The organism is Cupriavidus sp. H18C2, from assembly GCF_049393795.1.
Lineage (GTDB): Bacteria > Pseudomonadota > Gammaproteobacteria > Burkholderiales > Burkholderiaceae > Cupriavidus > Cupriavidus pauculus_C.
The window spans coordinates 1,182,086-1,202,727 of sequence record NZ_CP186011.1; the positions used below are offsets into that span (position 1 = coordinate 1,182,086).

Consider the following 20,642-nt stretch of genomic DNA (forward strand, 5'->3'; position numbering starts at 1 on the left):
CGCTTGCCGGCCTTCCAACGTCTGACCACCCCACCCGATGCTGACCACCCTCACCCACCCCGCCCTGCTGCGCACGCAGAACTTCATCGACCAGCAATGGTGCGACAGCGGCGCCCGCTTCGACGTGACCGATCCGGCCACGGGCGCGGTCATCGCCAGCGTGCCGGACAGCGACGCCGGTGACGCCCGCCGCGCCGCCGACGCCGCCGCGGCCGCCTTTCCCGCCTGGAGCCGCCGCCCCGCCCGCGAGCGCGCGCAGCTGATCAAGCGCTGGCACGCGCTGATCCTGGCCCACGAGCCGGACCTGGCGCGCATCATCTCCGCCGAACAGGGCAAGCCGATGCACGAGAGCGTGGGCGAGGTGCGCTACGGCGCGTCGTACGTCGAATGGTTTGCCGAGGAAGCCACGCGCATCTGCGGTGACGTGGTGGCCGAGGCCGTGCCGGGCCGCAAGATGCTCGTGCTCAAGGAGCCGGTGGGCGTGGTGGCGGCCATCACGCCGTGGAACTTCCCGCTGGCGATGATCGCGCGCAAGATCGCCCCGGCGCTGGCGGCCGGCTGCACCGTCGTGGCCAAGCCGGCCGAGGACACGCCGCTGACCGCGCTGGCGCTGGTGGCGCTGGCCGAGCAGGCCGGACTGCCGCCGGGCGTGCTGAACATCGTCACCGCGTCGCGCGCCCATACGCCGGCCGTGGTCGATGCCTGGCTGGCCGACCCGCGCGTGCGCAAGATCACGTTCACGGGCTCCACGCCCGTGGGCAAGCACCTGGCGCGGGAATCGGCCGGCACGCTCAAGAAGCTGTCGCTGGAACTGGGCGGCAATGCGCCGTTCATCGTGTTCGACGATGCCGACCTCGATGCCGCCGTCGACGGCCTGATGGCCGCCAAGTTCCGCAACGGCGGCCAGACCTGCGTCTGCCCGAACCGGGTCTACGTGCAGGCTGGCGTGCACGACGCGTTCGTGGCCAGGCTGGCCGCTTGCGTGGGCGCGCTGCACGTGGGGCCGGCCACCGAGCCCGACGCGCAGATCGGGCCGATGATCAACGCGCGGGCCGTCGACAAGATCGAGCGCCACGTGCGCGACGCCGTGGCCAGGGGCGCCCGCGTGGTGGTGGGCGGCGAGCGCCTGCGCACCGCCGACGGCCCGCACTACTACGCCCCGACCGTGCTCGTCGATGCCACGCCGGCCATGGAACTGGCCCACGAGGAAACCTTCGGCCCGGTGGCGCCCGTGTTCCGCTTCACGCACGAGGACGAGGTGGTCCGCGACGCCAACGACACCCCGTTCGGGCTGGCCGCCTATTTCTATTCCAGCGACGTGCGCCGCGTCTGGCGCGTGGCGCAGGCGCTGGAAACCGGCATCGTCGGCATCAACGAGGGCGCGCTGGCGTCGGAGGCGGCGCCGTTCGGCGGCGTCAAGGAATCGGGCTACGGCCGCGAGGGGTCGCGCCACGGACTTGACGACTACATGCATACCAAGTATCTGTGCCAGGGCCAGCTAGGCTGAGCCACCCGGCATCCGGCCGCCTGGCCCTTCGAGGAGACAACCCCATGCCTGCCCATAACCCGTTCAAGGCCGCCCTGGCCGCCCGCCAGGCCCAGATCGGCCTGTGGATGTCCGCCGCGTCGCCGTACCTGGCCGAGATCACCGCCACGGCCGGCTTCGACTGGCTGCTCGTCGATGGCGAGCACGCGCCCAATGACGTGCGCTCGATCCTGCAGACGCTGCAGGCGCTGGGCCCGTACCGCTCGCAGGCCGTGGTGCGCGCCGTGTCCGGCGAGACCGCGCTGATCAAGCAGCTGCTGGACGTCGGCGCCCGCACGCTGCTGATTCCGATGGTCGACACCGCCGAGCAGGCCGCCGCGCTGGTGCGCGCCACGCGCTATCCGCCGTTCGGCGTGCGCGGGGTGGGCAGCGCCGTGGCGCGGGTGTCGCAATGGAGCGCCCGCAAGGACTACCTGGACGTGGCCGACGACGAGGTCTGCCTGCTGGTGCAGGCCGAAACCGTGACCGCCATGCAGAACCTGGACGCGCTGTGCGCCGTCGACGGCGTGGACGGCGTGTTCATCGGCCCGGCCGACCTGGCGGCGTCGATGGGCCACCGCGGCAACCCGGGCCATCCCGAGGTGCAGGCGCAGATCGAATCGGCCATGCGCACGATCGTCGCCAGCGGCAAGGCGGCCGGCACGCTGACATCGGACAACGCGCTGGCGCGCCGCTACCTGGAGCTGGGCTGCACGTTCGTGGCGACCGGCGTCGACGTGCTGGTCTATGCCAACGCGGCGCGCAAGCTGGCCGCCGAATTCCTGCCCGAGCGCGCCCAGCAGGTGTCCGCGCCCGGCGCTGCATACTGATCCCTCCCCGACGTTCCGAGCCCCGAAACATGCCGTCCCCGACTTCCGAAGCCCTGTCCCAACCGGACGCCCTGCGCCACGCCATGGCGGCCATCGTCGGCCCGCAAGGCTGCCTGAGCGACCCCGCCGACACCGAGCCGTACGTGACCGACTATCGCCGCATCTATCACGGGCGCTCGCCGCTGGTGGTCATGCCGACGACCACCGAGCAGGTCAGCCGCGTGATGGCGTGGTGCCACGCGCACGACGTGCCGGTGGTGCCGCAGGGCGGCAACACGTCGCTGATGGGCGGCGCGGTGCCCGACGACAGCGGCACGGCCGTGGTCGTCAGCCTCAGGAAGATGCACCGCGTGCTGGCCATCGACACGGTCAACGACACGATGACCGTGGAAGCCGGCGTGACGCTGTCCGCCGCGCGGGCGGCCGCCGACGAGGCCGGGCGGCTGTTTCCGCTGCGGATTGGCTCGGAGGGGTCGTGCCAGATCGGCGGCAACCTGTCGACCAATGCCGGCGGCACGGCGGTGCTGCGCTACGGCAACATGCGCGACCTGGTGCTGGGGATCGAGGTGGTGCTGCCCGACGGGCGCGTGTTCTCGTCGCTCAAGGGGCTGCGCAAGGACAACACCGGCTACGACCTCAAGCACCTGTTCATCGGCGCCGAGGGCACGCTGGGCATCATCACCGGCGCCGTGCTGAAGCTGATGCCGCAGCCGCGCGCCACGGCCGTGGCGTTCGTGGCCGTGCAGAGCCCCGAGGCGGCGGTGCGGCTGCTGGGCGAGGCGCGCGCGCTGTCCGGCGGCGCGGTCACGGCGTTCGAGCTGATCTCGGCCCCGGCGCTGGACCTCGTGCTCGAATACCTGGGCGATATCCCGTCGCCACTGCCGGCCCGGCACGACTGGATGGTGCTGATCGAGCTGACGTCGGGCGCCGACGCCGAGACGCTGAACGGCACGCTGATGGAGATCCTGGAAACCGGCCTGGGCAATGAATGGGTGGTGGACGCCGCCGTGGCGTCGAGCCTGGCCGACGTGCAGCAGTTCTGGCGCATCCGCGAGGAAATCTCGGACGCCCAGACGCGCACCGGCGGCAGCATCAAGTGCGACATCTCGGTGCCGGTGTCGCGCATCGCGCAGTTCATCGAGCGGGCGTCGGCCGAAGTGCTGGCCCTGGAGCCGGCCACGCGCATGGTGATCTACGGCCACATGGGCGACGGCAACGTCCACTTCAACCCGCTGCGCCCGCGCGACCGCGACGCCAGGAGCTTCCTGGCGCAGTGGTACAAGCCCGTGTCCGACCTCGTCGACGGGCTGGCCTACGCCGAGAATGGCTCCATTTCGGCCGAGCACGGCATCGGCGTGGCCAAGCGCGACGACCTGAGCCGCTACAAGTCGCCCGTGGAGCTGGAGCTGATGTGGCAGGTCAAGCGCGCGCTGGACCCCAAGAACCTGCTGAACCCGGGCCGCGTGCTGCCGCCTACAGGCGATCGACCGTGATCGTCCACGCGGCGCCCTGACCCGGGGCTGACGCCACGTCCAGCCGGCCGCCAATGCCCTCCAGCATGCGGCGCACCGTGCGCAGGCCCACGCCTTCCTCGCCGGGCCCGGCCGGCAGCCCCCGGCCATCGTCCGACACGCGGACCACGCAGCCGCGCGGCGGCGACGCGGCCAGCGACACCCGGATCTCGCCGCTGCCGCCCGCGAACGCGTGTTCCACGGCATTGGCGACCAGTTCGTTGACGATGATCCCGATGGTCGTGCAGCGGTCCAGGTCGGCCACGAGCCCGAACTGGACGTCCAGGTTGAACGCGATGCCGCTGGCCTTGAGGTCGTAGAACTCGTCGAAGCTGGCCGCCAGCCCGCCCAGGTAGCGGCCCAGGTCGGCATGCTGCGCCTGCTCGCTCAGGCCCAGCAGGTGGTTGTAGAGCGACGCCATGGCGAAGATGCGGCGCTCGATCTCGCGCAGCGGCTTGCGGCCGTCCTCGCTGGCCAGGAACGTGCTGCGCTGGACCATCGCGATGATCATCTGGAAATTGTTGCGCACCCGGTGCTGCTGTTCGCGCAGCAGCAGCGCCTTGGCGTCGCGCTCCAGCGCCAGCGCGGCCTGCGCGCGATGCTTTTCGATGCATTCGGCCAGCATGCCGGCCACCGACGCCAGGAACGACATCTCCAGCGCGCCAATTTCCACCGTTTCGCGGAAATCCACCTCCAGCACGCCGTAAGCGCCGTCGTGGTTGATCAGCGGCAGGTTCACCGAGGTGACCACCGCGTTCTCCACGAAGATCGCCGGCAGGACGCCGCGCGGGCGGCGCCGCACGTCGGCGTCCACCACGGGCGCGGCCTGCCGTAGGGCCTCGCCGGGCGGGTTGCCGCTGGCGGCCTCGCCCACCTCGCGGCCCATGTCGGCCGCTTTCAGGCCATGGTGGCTGCGGATGACCAGGGTGCCCCGGGCGGCGTCCAGTTCCAGCACCTTGCCCATGGGCGCGCCGCAGCCCTGCGCGGCCGTGCGTACCGCGCTGTCCAGCACCTGCTGCAGCGTGACGTCGCCCTGCATGGCCTCGACCATCTCGGCAAAAAGCTGCCGCTGGCGCAGGACTTCCTGCAGCGGCACGGTCTGGCCGGGGGCCGCGACGATATCGCCCATCGATGCCGCCAGCGTCGCGGTTTGCGCCGATTTCATCGCTTGTCCCCTGCAAATCATGGTGCGGACGTGAAAAAGGCGGGGTTCGCGACCCCGCCTTCCGTGCCATCCGGCAGTGTCTGCCGCGCGATCAACGCGGGTTCTTCTGCGGATTCTTCTTCATGTCGGCCTTGGTGTCGCCGTAGGCGGCCTGGGTGCGGCCCGCCACCTGCTCGGCCTTGCCCTTGATCTCCGTGGAGGTCTTGCCGGTCATCTTGCCGGCCAGTTCCTTGGCCTTGCCCTTGGCCTCGTTCATTCGGCCCTTCACCTGGTCCTTGTTCATGGTCGCACTCCTGTGGTCGGTTCCTGAATGTCCGGCCTGCCGGCCACGTGGAACGCGGCGTTGGGGCAGGCATCGGCGCTGGTTTCCAGTGTAGGAAGCGTGGGCCGCGGCGCTTGTAGGACGTGCACCGAATCGGGTGTCGGAATGGTTCGACGCGGCGGCCAGCAGCGATACGCGCGCGCCACACCGGCCATCGCCAAACCCCTGTGGCAAGGCGTTTTCGCGCAAGTGCAACAGACCGCAGGCGGTTGTCCGCGCCTTTTCGTACAAGTGCCACGCGGGCCGTAGGCCGATGGCCGGCTGCCATGCCACGGTGCGAAAAATCGGCCACGGATTGCATAAATGTCGAGCTATATCAAAGCCGCGAACCGGCTGCCTTCCCATCATTGCCGGACCTTTTTCAACCTCGGAGAACAAGGCATGAAAATCAAACTGGCGGCTGCAGCGGCCACCGCATTGCTGGCCGCAGGCGCACAAGCCCAGTCCAGCGTCACCCTGTACGGCGTGGCCGATGCCGGCATCGAGTACCTGTCCCGCGACGGCGGCAATAACAGCAACGTCCGCGTGCAGTCCGGCAACGGTGTCACCACGGGTTCGTGGTGGGGCCTGCGCGGCACCGAGGACCTGGGCGGCGGCATGAAGGGCCTCTTCGTGCTGGAAAGCGGCTTCGACATCGACACGGGCGCCTCCAACGGCGGCCGGCTGTTCAACCGCCAGGCCTACCTGGGCCTGCAAGCCGGCTTCGGCGCCCTGACGCTGGGCCGCCACCAGACCCCGATCTACGACTTCACGCTGGCGTTCGACCCGATGGCCGCCGACGTGCAGTACTCGATCGTGAACATGGACGCCGCCATGGCCAGCCGCGCCGACAACTCGCTCAAGTACACGGGCAAGTACGGCGGCCTGACCGCCTCGGCGCTGTACAGCACGGGCTACGACATGACGGCCGTGCCGGGCTTTGGCGCCGGCGAGATCCCCGGCGACTACAAGAGCGGCCGCCAGTACGCGGCCAGCCTGCGCTACACGGCCGGCCCGCTGGACCTGGGCCTGGTCTACGACCTGCGCCAGCCCAACGGCCTGCTCAAGGACCAGCGCGCCGCGCTGGCCGCCAGCTACGCGGTGGGCCCGACCAAGGTCTACGCCGGCTACCGCTGGGAAAACCTGACCGGCCTGGGCCATGGCGCCTTCCACCGCAGCAACATCTACTGGCTGGGCATGGGCTACCAGGTCACGCCGGCGCTGACGCTGAAGGGCTCGGTCTACTACCAGGACTACGGCCATACCGGCGCGGACCCGCTGGTGCTCGTGGCATCGGCCGACTACGCGTTCTCCAAGCGCACCAGCGCCTACCTGAACATGGGCTACGTCTGGAACCAGACGGACAAGGGCCTCGGCTCCACGGTGTCGCTGGGCGGCACGGGCGTGACCGCCGGCGACAACCAGTTCGGCGCCATGATGGGGGTCCGCCACCGCTTCTGACCCGCCTTACCGACACTTTCCGCTTTTACCCGGCCCCGCGCCGGGTTTTTTTATGGGCGGACGGCGGCCTCAGGGGCGCGGTTCGACGACGGCGATCGACGTATTGCCAGAGCCCGTCGGGAACGGGCTGCCGGGAATCGACGTCAGCGCGCCGGTCGTGGCGTCGATCGAGAACCCCGACACCAGATTCTGGTTGAACATGGCGACGTACAGGCGACGGCCGCCCGGTTCCACCTTGAGGCGGCCCGAGCCCGAACCGGGGCCGGTGGGCGCGATGCCGGGCAGCGGCACCACACCGGGACTGACGACCTTGTAGCCCGTGATACCGGCGCCGATGCCGCTCAGCACGAAGGCAAACTGCCCGGATGGCGTCATGGCGACATCGGACGGGAACGGGGCTGTCGGCACCAGCTGGCTGGACTGGATCTGCCCCCCTGCCGGGTCGACCGTGCCCACGCCGAGCAAGCCGTCCTGCTCGCTGGTATAGAGCAGCGTGCGGCCGTCTGGCGAAAAGGACATGGCACTGGGCATGATGACACCGACGGAATAGTCGATCGACCCAAAACCGATCACGCCGCCATTGCTGGCAATGGGGAATTTGGAGATCTGGCCCACGATCGAATTGGCGGTATAGAGGTACAGCCCGTCAGGAGAGAACTCGACGTCGCGCGTCTGGCCCAGGCCCGACGCCTCGTAGCCCACGCCGCCCGCCGGCACCAGTGAAGCTGGATCGATGGGGTACCACACGATCCCCCGCCCGGCCCCCACAATCAGGGACCTGCCCGTGGGATGGACGGTAACTGCCTGAGGCGCAGTCAAGACCGAACTGCGGGCCGAGCCCGGAATCTCCGCCATCGCACCCGTGGCCGGGTCAAGCCGGAAGCTCACCACCCGGTTGGTATTCGGCATCACCGCATACCCCACCTGGCCGTTCGGCAGGAAGGCAATGTCGTTGACGTTGTCGCCAGAGGTGAACGGGCTGCCCGGCACGGCCGCCAGCGCGCCGCTGGCCGGGTCCGCGCGGTAGACCGAGAACGTCTGGTCCGCCCGGTTTGCCACCACGACGAACTGGGCCTGCACGCAGGCCACCGCGATGTCGGCGACGTTGGCGGACGCCACCGTGCCGGTCCCGCGGGTCACGGAGCAGGTCTGGCCCGCCGGTTGCGCCGACACCGATACCGCATAGGACGAGGCGCCGAGACGCGGGGTCGGCATCGTGAATACGCCATTGCCGGCGATGACCTGCGTATCGCCGGTGATATCGGCCAGTTGCAGGCTCTTGCCGGCCGCCAGCCCGGAGACCGTGCCGCCCACGGTATAGGTCGGCGGCAGCGACGTGTTGCGCGTCAGCGCAGCGTTGGCACAAAGGCGGGGGCCAGCGGGCGCGTCGGCGCAGGCGGTCAGTGTCGCGGCCGCCGCACTGTATGCCGAGCCGGGGCTGGCTACCTTGGCGCCACGGCCATCGGCCGCCGGGGTCACGACAAAGCTGGCGTCGTCGCTGGTCCAGGACCAGTTCGCCAGGTCGGCCACGCCGTCCACGCCATCGGAGCGGCGCACCGCCACGGACACGGTCTGCGCGGCGGCGCCGGCCACCACGGTCAGGGTCGCCGGCGTGAGCGTCAGCGTGTACGACACGGCCGGCGCGGCCTGCACCGTCAGATGGGTCACGCTGGCGATACGGCTGCCGTCGGGCAGCGTGGCCGTGGCCGTGATATCGGCCCGGCCAGCCGCCAGGGTGCGGATCGTGGCGTAGATGCCGACCGGCGCGGCCGCCGTCGGGGCCTTGTCCGAGGCCGATAGCACGGTAGCCACCGTCTCGTCCGACGACGTCCAGGCAAAGCTGGCGCCCTTGACCTCGGTGCCGTCGGCGGCCAGCAGCGTGGCCTTGAGCGTCAGCGTGCCGCCCGCAACCGGCGCAGCGCTGCCGGTATCGACCACCAGCCGCGACGCCGCCGGCGTGGCGGGCTGAGCCGGTGAATCGGCATCGTCCGAGCCGCAGGCGGCCAGCAGCGCCGCGGCAAGCATGGCAAGGCCGGCAGCGCGCGCGCCGGCAAAAGCGTAAGAAAACATCGACCTGACCCGTATTTGTCGTTATCTGGAGCGAAAGCCGCCCGGATTGCGGGCAGCGGCCACGCCAGCGCGTACGACAGCGGGTTGCGCGCGACTGTAACAGCACGTCCCCAGCCGGACATCCCCCGATTGGGGTGACGAGTCAACAATTTGCAACAGCCGGGCGATGGACGTTCGCCCTGGCCCCGCCCTACCGCCGCCCCCCGGCCAGCCGGCGCGCGTCCGGGTGTTGCCGCAGCCGCCACATCGCCACGCAGCCCAGCGCCGGGCCGATGGCCAGCATGCCGAAGCCGGCGCGCCAGCCCAGCCACGCGACGACGTCCGGCACCAGGTGGATGCTGACCAGCGTCAGCAGAAAGCCGGCGCAGGTCTGCGCCGTCAGCAGCGTGCCGATCGACGACGGCTCGGCCAGTTCGGTGATGCTGGCCGAGAACTGCGCGGAATCGGCGATGACCGACACGCCCCAGACCAGCGCCACGGTCACGAGCACCGCCATCGGCGCGGCGCCCAGCCAGCCCATCAGCGCCGCGCACGACGCGCTGGTGGCCATCGCGCCAATCGTCACGGCCGTGCGGCCCACGCGGTCTGCCAGCCAGCCGCCCAGCCACGCGCCGAGCGCCCCGATGGCGATGGCCGCGAACGTCAGCAGTTCCGCCCGGCCGCGCGGGTCGGACAGGCCGCGCGCGTCGAACGTCTGCTGCAGGAACAGCGCCAGCCACGCCCACATCGCGTACAGCTCCCACATATGGCCCAGATAGCCCAGGTTGGCCAGCCGCACGGCCGGCTGCCGCCATGCCTGGGCGATCTTGGCCGGGTCGATGCGCGCCGCCTTGCGCAGGTTCGGCCCGACCGCCGCCAGCCCGATCAGCAACGCCGCACCGGCCGCGCAGGCCGCCGCCGTGCCGTAGATCGCGCGCCAGTCGAGCCCGCCCGCCGTGGGCACCAGGTAGGCCGCCACCAGGTGGGGGCTGGCCGATCCCAGCGTCAGCGCACCCACCAGCAGGCCGATCAGCAGCCCCAGGTCCGCCTGCGCCCAGGTGGCGGCCAGCCGCATGCCAACCGGGTAGACACCGGCCATGCACATGCCCGTGATGAAGCGCAGCACCACCACCAGCCCGCCGGTGGGCGCCACGAAGGCCAGCGTGCCGGTGGCCAGTGCCGCCACCAGCGCCGATCCGGCGAACAGCCGGCGCAGGTCGTAGCGATCTGGCAGCGACAGCAGCGCCGACGCCAGCGTGCCCGCCACGAAGCCGAACTGGACGGCGCTGGTCAGCAGCGCCTCGTCGAACGCGGTGATTGCATGTGTCCCCTTGATCACCGCCACGGCGGTGCTGGCCGAGAACCAGACGCCCATGGCGGCCACCTCGGCCAGCAGCAGGATGGCGATGGAAAACAGCTTGCCGCGCTGGCGCCGCGGCAGCGGGGCGGCGGTGGAAGTGGGCGTCGTCATCTCACGCCAGCGGCAGGTCGCCCGCACCCACGGCGTGGAAGTCGCGTCCGAAGTAGATCAGCCCGGCCCGCGCGGTGTCCGTGCGGGCGGCCTTGACCGCGCAGAAGAAGACCGTATGGGTGCCCACCTCGGTCACGGATTCGACCACGCAGTCCAGCGCGCTGACGGCGCCGCGCAGCACCGGGGCACCCGTGGCCAGCCGCGCCCATTCGGCGCAGGCAAAGCGTTCGTCGAGCGACAGGTCCTTGTCCGCAAAGCGCATGGCCAGGTCGCGCTGCTCGGCGGCCAGCACGTTGACGCAGAGCCGGCCGTTCTCGCGGATGGCCGCGTTGTTGCGGCTGGCGCGGTTGATGCAGACCACCAGCGTGGGCGGGTCGTCCGTGACCGGGCAGACGGCCGACGCCGTACAGCCGCCCACGCCCGCCACGCCGTCGGTGGTGATGACGTTGACGGCGGCGCCCAGCCCCGCCATGGCGTCCCGGAAAGTCGTCTTGTCTACCATGATGCCTCTGTGATGGCCGCCCGCCCTATGCCGCGCCGGCGCCGGTGCCCCGATATTGCGCCGCCACGTGCGAGGCTGGCAAGCGGGCCCGGCCGAACAGCTTGTCCCGGTAGGTGCCGGGCTGGTACGCCGTCTTGTAGGCGCCGCGTTCCTGCAGCAGCGGCACGACCAGGTCGATCACGTCCTCGAAGCACTCCGGCACCACGGTGCGCGACAGGTTGAAGCCGTCCACGCCGGTTTCCTCGCTCCAGGCGATCAACTGGTCGGCCAGGCGCGCGGCGGACCCCACCCAGGGCGGCTGGCGGCTGCCCAGCACCATCTGCTCCAGCAGCTTGCGGCGCGTCCACTGCGGGCCGGCGCTGCGGTTCATCGCCTCCACGTTCGATACGATAGCCTGGCTCTTGCCGGTTTCGATCGGCGCGTCCAGGTCGTACCGCGCAAAGTCGATGCCCAGCGACGCCGCCGCGTGCACCAGCGCGGCCTCGGAACTGACGTAGCGGCGGTATTCGTCGAACTTCTCCTGCGCCTCGGCATCGGTGCGGCCAACCACCAGCGTGGCGCCAAGGAACACCTTGACGTCGTCGGCCTGCCGCCCCAGCCGGACGGCCTGCGCCCGGATGTCGTCGACGATCTCGCGCACGCCCTCTTTCTTCTGCCCGTTCACGAACACGCATTCGGCATGCGTGGCGGCGAACTGGCGGCCGCGCGCGGACGCGCCGGCCTGGTACAGCAGCGGCGTGCGCTGCGGCGAGGGCGCGCACAGGTGCATCGCATCGACCCGGTACTGCGGCCCGCGATGGTGGATCACGCGCACCTTGTCCGGATCGGCATAGACGCCGGCCGCGCGGTCCGCCCGCACCGCGTCGTCGTCCCAGCTACCTTCCCAGAGCTTGTAGACCAGCGCCATGTACTCGTCGGCCAGGTCGTAGCGGTCGTCGTGGGCCACCTGCCCATCCATGCCGATGGCCCGCGCGGCGCTGTCCAGGTACCCCGTGACGATGTTCCAGCCAATCCGGCCGCCGGTCAGGTGATCCAGCGTGGACATGCGGCGCGCGAACAGAAACGGCTGCTCGTAGATCAGGTTGGCGGTCACGCCAAAGCCCAGGTGCCGGGTCACGGCCGCCATGGCCGAGATCACGAGCGTCGGGTCATTGACCGGCACCTGCACCGTCCCGCGCAGTGCCGCGTCGGGGCTACCGCCGTAGACGTCGTAGACGCCCACCACATCGGCAAAGAAGATGCCATCGAACAGCCCGCGTTCGAGCGTGCGGGCGTAGTCGGTCCAGTACTGGAGTTCGGCATAACGATGCGACTGGTCGCGCGGATGGGTCCACAACCCCTGTTGGATGTGGCCGACACAGTGCATGTCGAAGGCGTTCAGACGGATTTCACGCGGCATGGGGGCTCCCGGGTTTCATCCACTATAGTGGACGAATGGGCATTATCGTAAGGAGGATGCGGATGGGGTTTACCCGGGAGTGCCTGGGGGACTTTTATAATCTGCCAGCGTCACCGTGGTGGAGGGGAGCAAGACATCGGGACGTCGAACACAGCCTGATTCTGCCGATTGTGGTCTCCCCTGTCCCGCAACGCGGGAGAGGGGCTGGGGGTGAGGGCGTTGAGGCCCTGCTTGCCGACCACATCGCAAGTTGAGCCGCTGGCCCTCTCCCCCAACCCCTCTCCCGCAAGCGGGAGAGGGGAGCAGAACATCGGGATATCGAACACAGCCTGATTCTGCCGAATGTGGTCTCCCCTCTCCCGCAACGCGGGAGAGGGGCTGGGGGTGAGGGCGTTGCGGTGCTGCTTGCCGACCACGTCGCAAGTTGAGCCGCTGGCCCTCTCCCCCGACCCCTCTCCCGCAAGCGGGAGAGGGGAGCAGAACATCGGGATATCGAACGAAAAGCCTGAGGCTGCCAATTGTGGTCTCCCCTCTCCGCCACGCCGGAGCAGAAAGCAAACCAACGCATGCAAACACCCTTCCACCATGACCCGACCCGCTGAAGACCCCACCACTGCCATCTCCGCCCGGGTGCGGATCGAGCGGGAATCGCGCGGGTGGTCGCTGGCGGAGCTGGCGGAGCGGTCCGGGGTGTCCAAGGCGATGATCAGCAAGATCGAGCGGGGCGAGGCCAGCCCCACGGCGACGGTGCTGGGGCGGCTGTCCGGCGCGTTCGGCCTGCAGTTGTCGATGCTGCTGGCGCTGGCCGAGCAGGCGGGCGAGCGCCTGAGCCGGGCCGCCGACCAGCCGGTCTGGCAGGACCCCGAGACTGGCTACATGCGCCGCGCGGTGTCGCCGCGCAACGGCGGCATGCTGGAACTGGTGGAAGTGTCGCTGCCGGGCGGCGCGCGGGTGTCGTACCCGTCGTCGGCGTTCACGTTCCAGCACCAGCAGGTGTGGGTGCTCGATGGCACGCTGGTGTTCGAGGAAGGCGAGATCGTCCACACGCTGCACGCCGGCGATTGCCTGCAACTGGGCCCCCCGGCGCCCTGCACCTTCGTCAATCCGGGGACCGGCGCCTGCCGCTACGTGGTGGCGCTGGTGCGCCGCTGATCAGGACCGGTCGGCGTCGATCCACACGCTGGTGGACGCTCCCGCGCGCGTCAGCCGCATCTGGTACGTGTAGCGCTCGGGGTGGTACAGCCCGACCAGGAACTGCACGGGCCGGCCCTCGGCGTCCGACGCCACGCGCGACACGCGCAGCAGCGGCACGCCCGGCGCGATGCGGAAGATGCGCGCCACGTCCAGGTCGGCCACGGCGGCGCCCAGCGTCTGCTCCGCCGACACCACCTCCACGCCGTGCTGCGCCAGTGCCACCAGCATCGGCGTGTCCTGCAGCGTATGGCGATCGAGCGCGGCGGCCAGGTCGCCGGGCACGAACACCTCGGTATAGGAAATCGGCTGGGCCTTGAACTTGCGCACGCGCACCACCTTGAGCACCGGCGCGCCGGGCGGCAGCGACAACGCCGCGCTGACGGCCGGCGGCGCCGGCATGCGCTTCCATTCCAGCACCTGCACGCGCGTGCGCATGCTGACGCTGACGATGTTGTCGAGCAGCCCGCCGCGCACGGTCTGCACGGCCTGGGCCGATGCCCGCGCCGGGGCCGCCGCGTGGCGCGCCGTGGGCACGGTCCCCTTGCCGCGCGAACGCTCGACCAGCCCTTCCTCCTGCAGCCGCGCCAGCGCCGAGCGCACCGTCACGCGCGCCACGCCGAATTCCTCGGCCAGCTGGCGCTCGCCGGGCAGCGGCAGGCCGGCTTCGTAGTGACCGCCGCGAATGCGCTCGCGCAGGATCAGGCGCACCTGCTGGAAGCGTGGCAGCGTGGTCAGGGGGGCGTGGACATCGAGCATCGGGCGGGGCGATTCGGGGGCAATGCCGCCACGGTACGCGCGCCAGCCCCTGCAATGCAAGCGGCCGGCGCGCGGCGGGCGTTATTCGTACTGCTTGCCCAGCGCCAGCATCTCGGGCGTGCCGATCACGTCGTTGAGCGCCTGGAACGACAGCATGCGGTCCAGGTACGGCGTGGTGGTGCCGCTGGCGTGCAGGCTGGCCAGGTAGTCGCGCAGCGCAAAGCTCAGCGCGCGCACGGTGCCACCGGGGAAGATCACGATGCGGAAGCCGATGTCCTGCAGTTCGGCGGCCGGCAACACCGGCGTCTTGCCGCCCTCGACCATGTTGGCCAGCAGCGGCGCACGCTTGCCCAGGCGGGCGATGGCGGCGGTCATGTCCTCGCGGCTGCGCAGCGCTTCCACGAACAGCACGTCGGCGCCGGCCTCGGCATACTGCTCGGCGCGGGCCAGCGCGGCCTCCATGCCCTCCACGGCCACCGCGTCGGTGCGGGCGATGACCAGCGTATTGGCGTCGCGGCGCGCATCGCAGGCCGCGCGGATCTTGCCGGCCATCTCGGCGGCGCTGATGACGGTCTTGCCGTCCAGGTGGCCGCAGCGCTTGGGCATCGCCTGGTCTTCGAGCTGGATCGCCGTGGCACCGGCGCGCTCCAGCACGCGCACGGTGTGCATGACGTTGAGCGCGTTGCCAAAGCCCGTGTCGGCGTCGACGATCAGCGGCAGCGTGGGGCAGCGCTCGCGGATGCCGCGCGCCACCGACGCCACGTCTTCCAGCGACAGGAAGCCGATGTCCGGCCGGCCCAGCCGCGTGTAGGCGATGCTGGCGCCCGACAGGTACGCGGCCTGGAAGCCGGCCTGCTCCACCAGCAGCGCGGAGAACGCGTCGTAGACGCCGGGCGCCGTGACGATGCCGGAGCCTTGCAGACGTTGCTTGAGGGTCATTGCCGATCCTTGTTCATGGTGAGTTGGCCCGACGCGATACGGCGCGCCAGGTGCGGCACCAGCCCGCCGTCGCGGATCATGGCCACGAGATGAGGCGGCACCGGCTCGCACTGTATCGCAGGCGCGCCATCGCGAAACACCTGCCCGGTGTCGATGTCGCAGCCCACGCGCTGCCCGGCTACCATCGGCGGCAGCGCGGGGCACGTCAGCAGCGGCAGGCCCAGGTTGAAGCCGTTGCGATAGAACAGCCCGGCGAACGACGGCGCCACCACGGCCACCACGCCCAGGTGGCGCAGCACCTCCACGGCCTGCTCGCGCGACGATCCCGCGCCAAAGTTGCGGCCGCCGAAGACGATGTCGCCGGGCCGCACCTGCGTGGCGAACAAAGGCTCCACCGCTTCCAGGCAGTGCCGGGCGATTTCCTCGATGCCGAACTTCATGTAGGCGCCGGGCGCCAGCAGGTCGGTGTTGATGTCGTCGCCGAACACCCAGGCGCGGCCGGTCAGGCGGCCGTCGGCCGCAGTCGAAATCGGTACGGCGCTCATCCCAGCATCTCCCGTGGATCGGCGATCCGGCCCGCGATGGCCGAGGCCGCGACCGTGTACGGCGAGCCCAGGTAGACCTGCGACGACGCCGCGCCCATCCGGCCCTTGAAATTGCGCGCGGTGGCGCTGATGACCACGCTGTCCTCGCCAAAGCGGTGCTCGCCGTAGCCGGCGCACGCGCCGCAGGCGTTGGGCAGCAGTTCGGCGCCGGCATCGGTCAGCGCGGCCAGCGTGCCTTCCTGCGCGGCGCGCTGCTGGTCTGCCGCGCTGGCCGGCGCCACGAGCAGCCGCGTGCCACGGGCCACGCGCTGGCCGCGCAGCACCTGGGCCGCCATGCGCAGGTCGTCGAGCTTGGCACCGGTGCAGGCGCCGATGTAGGCAATGTCGATGCCCACGCCGCCAAACAGGCCCACGTCGTCGGCATCGGCCGGGGTATGCGGGCGCGACACCTGCGGCGCCAGCGCGGCGGCATCGAAGTCGTGCACGGCCAGGCAGGCCGCGTCGGCGTCCGTCTGCCAGCCGTCGACGTCGATGGCCTCGGGCGCCACGCCGGCCGCCAGCAGCCAGTCGCGCGTGGTGGCGTCGGGGGCGATCAGGCCCACCTGCGCGCCCAGTTCAGCCGTCATGTTCGACAGCGTCATCCGTTCCTACATCGACAGCGCGGCCACGGCGCCGCCCGTGTATTCCACGGCCTGGTACTGGCCGCCGTCCATGCCGAACTGCGTGCACATGCGCAGCATCATGTCCTTGGCCGACACGCCCGCGCCCAGCCGGCCGTGCCACTGCATGCGGATGGTCTCCGGCACGCGCACCCAGATCTCGCCCGTAACCAGCACGCCAAGCATCTCGGTGGCGCCGATGCCGAACATGTAGGCGCCAAACGCGCCGCCGGTGGACGAATGGCTGTCGCCGCCCACCGCGAACATGCCGGGGCGCAGGTAGCCGTTCTGCAGCACCACCACGTGGCAGATGCCTTCCATGTCGTGAAAACGCGCCACGCCCTCGTCGCGCACCCAGTCGCGCGCGATCTGGACGATGCGGCGGCTGTCGGCATCGTGGGCCGGCACGTAGTGGTCGGTCACCACGACCACGCGGTCCGGGTCCCACACCTTCGCGCCGAGCTTTTCCAGCATCGGCTTCACGCGGCGCGGGCCGCTGGAGTCATGCAGCATCGCCAGATCCACGCGGCAGGTGACGATTTCCCCGGGCGCCACGCTGGTCCGGCCCGCCGCGCGGGCGAGCAGCTTCTGCGCCAATGTCTGGCCAGTCATCTCGATTCCTTCATTCCACCTTGGTGCCCGACGCCTGGATCACGCGCGCCCAGTGCGCGATGTCGCTGCGCACGAAGGCGCCAAACGCCTGGGGCGTCATGCTGATGGCGCTGGCCGCCTCGGTTTCCATGCGCTTGCGGTACGCCGGGTCGTCCACGGCGATCTTCACGGCGCGGTAGAGCTGGTCGGTCACGGCCTGCGGCAGCCGGGCCGGGCCAAACAGCCCGAACCACGCCGACGACTCGAAGCCCTTGACCGTCTGCCCGATCGGCGGCACGCCCGGAAACTGCGCCAGCGCGTCCTTGCTGCTGACGCCCAGGAACTTCAGCGTGCCGGCCTTCACGTGCGGCAGCACGTTGACCGTGCTGGCGAACATCAGGTCGACGGTGCCGCCCAGCAGGTCGGTCAGCGCCGGGTTGGTGCCCTTGTACGGGATGTTCACGATGTCGGTGCCGGTCTGGAGCTTGAACTGCTCGCTGGCCAGATGCAGCGACGACCCCTGCGCGCCGATCGCGAACGTCAGCTTGCCGGGGTTTTTCTTCGCGTAGTCGACCAGCCCGGCCGTGGTGTCGAACGGCACGCCCTTGCGCGCCACCAGCACGCTCGGCACGCGCGCGACCATCGTGATCGGCGTGAAATCCTTGACCGGATCGAACGGCAGGTTCTTGTAAAGCGTGGCGTTGATGGTGTGGCCGGTGAAGCTCATCAGCAGCGTGCTGCCGTCCGGCGTGGCGCGCGCCACGTACTGCGCGGCGATGTTGCCGCCCGCGCCGGGCCGGTTGTCCACCACCACGGAGCGGTGCAGCGTCTCGGCCATCGAGCGCGCGATCAGGCGCGCCAGCGCGTCGGTGGTGCCGCCGGCGGGGCTGCCCACGACGATGGTGATGGGCTTGTCCTGCGCCAGGGCTGGCGCCACAGGCGCCAGGGTGGCCAACATGGCCAGCGCGGCGCCGGCCAGGATACGTCTTCGACTGATCGACATCGTTTGTCTCCGCCTCTGTTCCTCTGTTCTCTTGCTTTCGGGGTTCAGGCGGACTCTATGCCCCACGGCCGGGTCACTCAATGGAACCAGCTGGTCCTATCGACCGGACCACGGCGGGCATGTGCGGATATATGAAGAGATGCGCGGGCGGCGGGGGCGCCGCCCGGCTTCCGGCGCGGGGAGCGCCGGACGATGCGGCCGGGCGCGAGACCCGGCCGTCGGTCAGTCGTCCAGCAGTGACAGGTCGCGCACGGCGCCCTTGTCGGCCGACATGACCAGCTTGGCGTATGCCTTCAGCGCGGCGGACACCTTGCGCGGGCGCGGCCGGGCCGGCTTCCAGCCTTGGGCGTCCTGCTCGGCGCGGCGCGCCGCCAGTTCCTCGTCGGACACCAGCACGTCGATGGTCCGGTTCGGAATGTCGATGCGGATGCGGTCGCCGTCACGGACCAGGCCGATGGCGCCACCGGCCGCCGCCTCGGGCGAGCAGTGCCCGATCGACAGGCCCGAGGTGCCGCCCGAGAAGCGGCCGTCGGTCAGCAGCGCGCACGCCTTGCCCAGGCCCTTGGACTTGATGTAGCTGGTCGGGTAGAGCATTTCCTGCATGCCGGGGCCGCCCTTGGGGCCTTCGTAGCGCACGATCACCACGTCGCCGGCCTTGACCTTGTCGTTCAGGATGTTCTCGACCGCCTCGTCCTGCGACTCGGTCACGTGCGCCGAGCCCTCGAACACCAGGATGCTTTCGTCCACGCCGGCCGTCTTGACCACGCAGCCGTCCAGCGCGATGTTGCCGGTCAGCACGGCCAGGCCGCCTTCCTTCGAGAACGCATGGTCGTACGAGCGGATGCAGCCCTCGGCGCGGTCCAGGTCCAGGCTGGGCCAGCGCGTGTTCTGGCTGAACGCCACCTGCGTGGGCACGCCGGCCGGGCCGGCCATGTAGAACGTGCGCACGGCCTCGTCCTGCGTGCGGACGATGTCCCACTGGTCCAGCGCGTCCTTGAGCGTCGGCGTGTGCACGGTGGGCACGTCGGTGTGCAGCTTGCCCGCGCGGTCCAGCTCGCCCAGGATGGCCATGATGCCGCCGGCGCGGTGTACGTCCTCGATGTGGTACTTGTTCGTGTTCGGCGCCACCTTGCAGAGCTGCGGCACCGAGCGCGACATGCGGTCGATGTCGGCCATCGTGAAGTCGATCTCGGCCTCGCGGGCAATGGCCAGCAGGTGCAGGATCGTGTTGGTGGACCCGCCCATGGCGATGTCCAGCGTCATGGCGTTCTCGAACGCCTTGAACCCCACCGACCTCGGCAGCACGCGTTCGTCGTTCTGCTCGTAGTACATGCGGGCCAGGTCGACGATGCGGCGGCCGGCGCGGCGGAACAGTTGCTCGCGGTCCGCGTGCGTGGCCACCACGGTGCCGTTGCCGGGCAGCGACAGGCCCAGCGCCTCGGTCAGGCAGTTCATCGAGTTGGCCGTGAACATGCCCGAGCACGAGCCGCACGTCGGGCAGGCCGAGCGTTCCACCTGCTCCACCTCTTCGTCGGTGTACGACGCATCGGCGGCCATGACCATCGCGTCCACGAGGTCCAGCTTCTTCAGTTCGATGGTCTTGGTCACCGGGTTGGCAAGGCGCGTCTTGCCGGCTTCCATCGGGCCGCCCGAGACGAAGATCACGGGGATGTTCAGCCGCATGGCGGCCATCAGCATGCCCGGGGTGATCTTGTCGCAGTTCGAGATGCAGACCATGGCGTCGGCGCAGTGCGCGTTGACCATGTATTCCACCGAGTCGGCGATGATGTCGCGGCTGGGCAGCGAGTACAGCATGCCGTCGTGGCCCATGGCGATGCCGTCGTCCACGGCGATCGTGTTGAATTCCTTGGCCACGCCGCCGGCGGCCTCGATCTCGCGCGCCACGAGCTGGCCCAGGTCCTTCAGGTGGACGTGGCCGGGCACGAACTGGGTGAACGAATTGACCACCGCGATGATGGGCTTCTGGAAATCCTCGTCTTTCATGCCGGTGGCGCGCCACAGCGAGCGCGCGCCCGCCATGTTGCGGCCGGCGGTGGAGGTCTTGGAACGGTATGTGGGCATTGTGGGTGCTTGGAAAATACGCAAACGCAGCGGCCCACGGGGGATCGGTCAGGGCCAGGACACACCCGTGCGGGCGGCCTTGTGAGCCGGGCGCCGGGCAAAACGCGGCATTATCCCACAGCGCCGCCGGCCCGGCCGCCCTGCCCGGCTACAGCGGCGGCAGGCGCCGCCGCACCGGCTGGGACTTGACGATGGCCGAACTGGTCTCCGCCATCTCGGTGATCTGCTCCAGGATGTGGTCCAGGTGCTCGATGGACCGCAGGTAGAGCCGGCCGATGAAGCAGTCGTCGCCGGTCACCTTGTCGCACTCGGCGAATTCGGGAATGCCTTCGATCAGCTTCTGCACCGCGTGCAGCCGGCCCGGCAGCGGCCGGATGCGGACGATGGCCTGCATCGCAAAGCCCAGCGTGCGCGGCTCCACATCGACCGTGAAGCCGCGGATCACGCCGCGGTCCTCCAGCCGGCGCAGCCGCTCCGAGGTGCCCGGGGACGACAGCCCCACCTGTTCGGCCAGCGCCTTGACCGGCATGCGGCCGTCCTGCTGCAGCAGCGCCAGCAGCCGGCGGTCGATATCGTCGAGCGACATAAGGTTTTTCCTCGCCTTGGCCTTACGGAATACGGAAAGAATGGCGCTTTGCCTGCCATTTCGACTGTGGATT

The 20,642-nt window shown here is 70.1% G+C and carries 17 protein-coding genes and 1 pseudogene; 5 read left to right on the forward strand and 13 right to left on the reverse strand.

The window, feature by feature from the left end; translation table 11 throughout:
* Positions 1 to 37 precede the first annotated feature (37 nt).
* The 3 genes from EPAKOI_RS21835 (at position 38) to EPAKOI_RS21845 (ending at position 3,848) form a co-directional block, all read left to right on the forward strand.
* Positions 38 to 1,507, forward strand: a complete 1,470-nt coding sequence (locus EPAKOI_RS21835; protein WP_423193658.1) for an NAD-dependent succinate-semialdehyde dehydrogenase — start codon at positions 38 to 40, stop codon at positions 1,505 to 1,507.
* A 44-nt stretch (positions 1,508 to 1,551) separates the two neighbouring features.
* Positions 1,552 to 2,355, forward strand: coding sequence for a 4-hydroxy-2-oxoheptanedioate aldolase (gene hpaI, locus EPAKOI_RS21840; RefSeq protein WP_124686217.1), 804 nt, complete (start codon positions 1,552 to 1,554; stop codon positions 2,353 to 2,355).
* Positions 2,356 to 2,438: 83 nt separating this feature from the next.
* On the forward strand, positions 2,439 to 3,848 hold the full coding sequence (locus EPAKOI_RS21845) for an FAD-binding oxidoreductase (protein ID WP_423194555.1): 1,410 nt from the start codon (positions 2,439 to 2,441) through the stop codon (positions 3,846 to 3,848).
* Here the strand turns inward: EPAKOI_RS21845 and EPAKOI_RS21850 are convergent.
* Together EPAKOI_RS21850 and EPAKOI_RS21855 are read right to left on the reverse strand one after the other, a co-directional pair.
* Entirely contained in the window at positions 3,829 to 5,031 is a 1,203-nt protein-coding gene (locus EPAKOI_RS21850) for a sensor histidine kinase (RefSeq protein ID WP_423193659.1), read from the reverse strand. The genes EPAKOI_RS21845 and EPAKOI_RS21850 overlap by 20 nt on opposite strands.
* Positions 5,032 to 5,122: 91 nt before the next feature.
* Positions 5,123 to 5,314 (reverse strand): CsbD family protein, encoded by a 192-nt coding sequence (locus EPAKOI_RS21855; protein ID WP_124686215.1) that lies wholly within the window; start codon positions 5,312 to 5,314, stop codon positions 5,123 to 5,125.
* 420 nt (positions 5,315 to 5,734) lie between these two features.
* On the opposite strand from EPAKOI_RS21855, the gene EPAKOI_RS21860 reads away from it, so the two are divergent.
* Positions 5,735 to 6,793, forward strand: a complete 1,059-nt coding sequence (locus EPAKOI_RS21860) for a porin (RefSeq protein ID WP_423193660.1) — start codon at positions 5,735 to 5,737, stop codon at positions 6,791 to 6,793.
* A 69-nt stretch (positions 6,794 to 6,862) separates the two neighbouring features.
* Here EPAKOI_RS21860 and EPAKOI_RS21865 read toward each other — a convergent pair whose 3' ends face one another.
* From EPAKOI_RS21865 to EPAKOI_RS21880, 4 genes are all read right to left on the reverse strand, one after another.
* Positions 6,863 to 8,863 (reverse strand): lactonase family protein, encoded by a 2,001-nt coding sequence (locus tag EPAKOI_RS21865; protein ID WP_423193661.1) that lies wholly within the window; start codon positions 8,861 to 8,863, stop codon positions 6,863 to 6,865.
* Between the two features lie 190 nt (positions 8,864 to 9,053).
* Entirely contained in the window at positions 9,054 to 10,313 is a 1,260-nt protein-coding gene (locus EPAKOI_RS21870; protein ID WP_423193662.1) for an MFS transporter, read from the reverse strand.
* Between the two features lies 1 nt (position 10,314).
* Positions 10,315 to 10,815, reverse strand: coding sequence for a flavin reductase (locus EPAKOI_RS21875; protein WP_124686211.1), 501 nt, complete (start codon positions 10,813 to 10,815; stop codon positions 10,315 to 10,317).
* 25 nt (positions 10,816 to 10,840) lie between these two features.
* On the reverse strand, positions 10,841 to 12,214 hold the full coding sequence (locus EPAKOI_RS21880) for an LLM class flavin-dependent oxidoreductase (RefSeq protein WP_423193663.1): 1,374 nt from the start codon (positions 12,212 to 12,214) through the stop codon (positions 10,841 to 10,843).
* 585 nt (positions 12,215 to 12,799) lie between these two features.
* Between EPAKOI_RS21880 and EPAKOI_RS21885 the strand changes: the two genes are divergently transcribed.
* The gene (locus tag EPAKOI_RS21885; RefSeq protein WP_124686209.1) at positions 12,800 to 13,366 is read left to right on the forward strand and encodes a helix-turn-helix domain-containing protein; all 567 of its coding nucleotides are present in this window, start codon (positions 12,800 to 12,802) and stop codon (positions 13,364 to 13,366) included.
* Here EPAKOI_RS21885 and EPAKOI_RS21890 read toward each other — a convergent pair whose 3' ends face one another.
* From EPAKOI_RS21890 to EPAKOI_RS21920, 7 genes and pseudogenes are all read right to left on the reverse strand, one after another.
* Positions 13,367 to 14,164, reverse strand: coding sequence for a GntR family transcriptional regulator (locus tag EPAKOI_RS21890; protein ID WP_423193664.1), 798 nt, complete (start codon positions 14,162 to 14,164; stop codon positions 13,367 to 13,369).
* Between the two features lie 81 nt (positions 14,165 to 14,245).
* A complete protein-coding gene (locus tag EPAKOI_RS21895) occupies positions 14,246 to 15,103 on the reverse strand; it encodes an isocitrate lyase/PEP mutase family protein (RefSeq protein WP_313838358.1) in 858 nt (285 codons plus the stop codon).
* Positions 15,100 to 15,648 carry a 3-isopropylmalate dehydratase gene (locus tag EPAKOI_RS21900; RefSeq protein WP_423193665.1) on the reverse strand — a complete coding sequence of 183 codons (549 nt, stop codon included), beginning with the start codon at positions 15,646 to 15,648 and terminating at the stop codon, positions 15,100 to 15,102. Before EPAKOI_RS21900 ends, EPAKOI_RS21895 begins: the two co-directional genes overlap by 4 nt.
* Positions 15,645 to 16,919: pseudogene (locus EPAKOI_RS21905) on the reverse strand (3-isopropylmalate dehydratase large subunit). The gene EPAKOI_RS21900 and the pseudogene EPAKOI_RS21905 overlap by 4 nt, the downstream one beginning before the upstream one ends.
* Positions 16,920 to 16,929: 10 nt before the next feature.
* Positions 16,930 to 17,901, reverse strand: a complete 972-nt coding sequence (locus EPAKOI_RS21910; RefSeq protein WP_124686204.1) for a tripartite tricarboxylate transporter substrate binding protein — start codon at positions 17,899 to 17,901, stop codon at positions 16,930 to 16,932.
* 222 nt (positions 17,902 to 18,123) lie between these two features.
* Entirely contained in the window at positions 18,124 to 19,983 is a 1,860-nt protein-coding gene (gene ilvD, locus EPAKOI_RS21915; RefSeq protein ID WP_423193666.1) for a dihydroxy-acid dehydratase, read from the reverse strand.
* Positions 19,984 to 20,131: 148 nt separating this feature from the next.
* Positions 20,132 to 20,569 carry an Lrp/AsnC family transcriptional regulator gene (locus EPAKOI_RS21920; RefSeq protein WP_313838367.1) on the reverse strand — a complete coding sequence of 146 codons (438 nt, stop codon included), beginning with the start codon at positions 20,567 to 20,569 and terminating at the stop codon, positions 20,132 to 20,134.
* Positions 20,570 to 20,642: the final 73 nt, after the last annotated feature.

What these genes read in the sequence shown, in the direction of transcription:
- EPAKOI_RS21880 (WP_423193663.1), bottom strand. Translation starts at nt 12,214, where the DNA reads ATGCCGCGTGAAATCCGTCTGAACGCCTTCGACATGCACTGTGTCGGC.
- hpaI (WP_124686217.1), top strand. Translation starts at nt 1,552, where the DNA reads ATGCCTGCCCATAACCCGTTCAAGGCCGCCCTGGCCGCCCGCCAGGCC.
- EPAKOI_RS21860 (WP_423193660.1), top strand. Translation starts at nt 5,735, where the DNA reads ATGAAAATCAAACTGGCGGCTGCAGCGGCCACCGCATTGCTGGCCGCA.
- EPAKOI_RS21890 (WP_423193664.1), bottom strand. Translation starts at nt 14,164, where the DNA reads ATGCTCGATGTCCACGCCCCCCTGACCACGCTGCCACGCTTCCAGCAG.
- EPAKOI_RS21835 (WP_423193658.1), top strand. Translation starts at nt 38, where the DNA reads ATGCTGACCACCCTCACCCACCCCGCCCTGCTGCGCACGCAGAACTTC.
- EPAKOI_RS21910 (WP_124686204.1), bottom strand. Translation starts at nt 17,901, where the DNA reads ATGTCGATCAGTCGAAGACGTATCCTGGCCGGCGCCGCGCTGGCCATG.
- EPAKOI_RS21885 (WP_124686209.1), top strand. Translation starts at nt 12,800, where the DNA reads ATGACCCGACCCGCTGAAGACCCCACCACTGCCATCTCCGCCCGGGTG.
- EPAKOI_RS21850 (WP_423193659.1), bottom strand. Translation starts at nt 5,031, where the DNA reads ATGAAATCGGCGCAAACCGCGACGCTGGCGGCATCGATGGGCGATATC.
- EPAKOI_RS21845 (WP_423194555.1), top strand. Translation starts at nt 2,439, where the DNA reads ATGGCGGCCATCGTCGGCCCGCAAGGCTGCCTGAGCGACCCCGCCGAC.
- ilvD (WP_423193666.1), bottom strand. Translation starts at nt 19,983, where the DNA reads ATGCCCACATACCGTTCCAAGACCTCCACCGCCGGCCGCAACATGGCG.
- EPAKOI_RS21865 (WP_423193661.1), bottom strand. Translation starts at nt 8,863, where the DNA reads ATGTTTTCTTACGCTTTTGCCGGCGCGCGCGCTGCCGGCCTTGCCATG.
- EPAKOI_RS21870 (WP_423193662.1), bottom strand. Translation starts at nt 10,313, where the DNA reads ATGACGACGCCCACTTCCACCGCCGCCCCGCTGCCGCGGCGCCAGCGC.
- EPAKOI_RS21895 (WP_313838358.1), bottom strand. Translation starts at nt 15,103, where the DNA reads ATGACCCTCAAGCAACGTCTGCAAGGCTCCGGCATCGTCACGGCGCCC.
- EPAKOI_RS21875 (WP_124686211.1), bottom strand. Translation starts at nt 10,815, where the DNA reads ATGGTAGACAAGACGACTTTCCGGGACGCCATGGCGGGGCTGGGCGCC.
- EPAKOI_RS21920 (WP_313838367.1), bottom strand. Translation starts at nt 20,569, where the DNA reads ATGTCGCTCGACGATATCGACCGCCGGCTGCTGGCGCTGCTGCAGCAG.
- EPAKOI_RS21855 (WP_124686215.1), bottom strand. Translation starts at nt 5,314, where the DNA reads ATGAACAAGGACCAGGTGAAGGGCCGAATGAACGAGGCCAAGGGCAAG.
- EPAKOI_RS21900 (WP_423193665.1), bottom strand. Translation starts at nt 15,648, where the DNA reads ATGAGCGCCGTACCGATTTCGACTGCGGCCGACGGCCGCCTGACCGGC.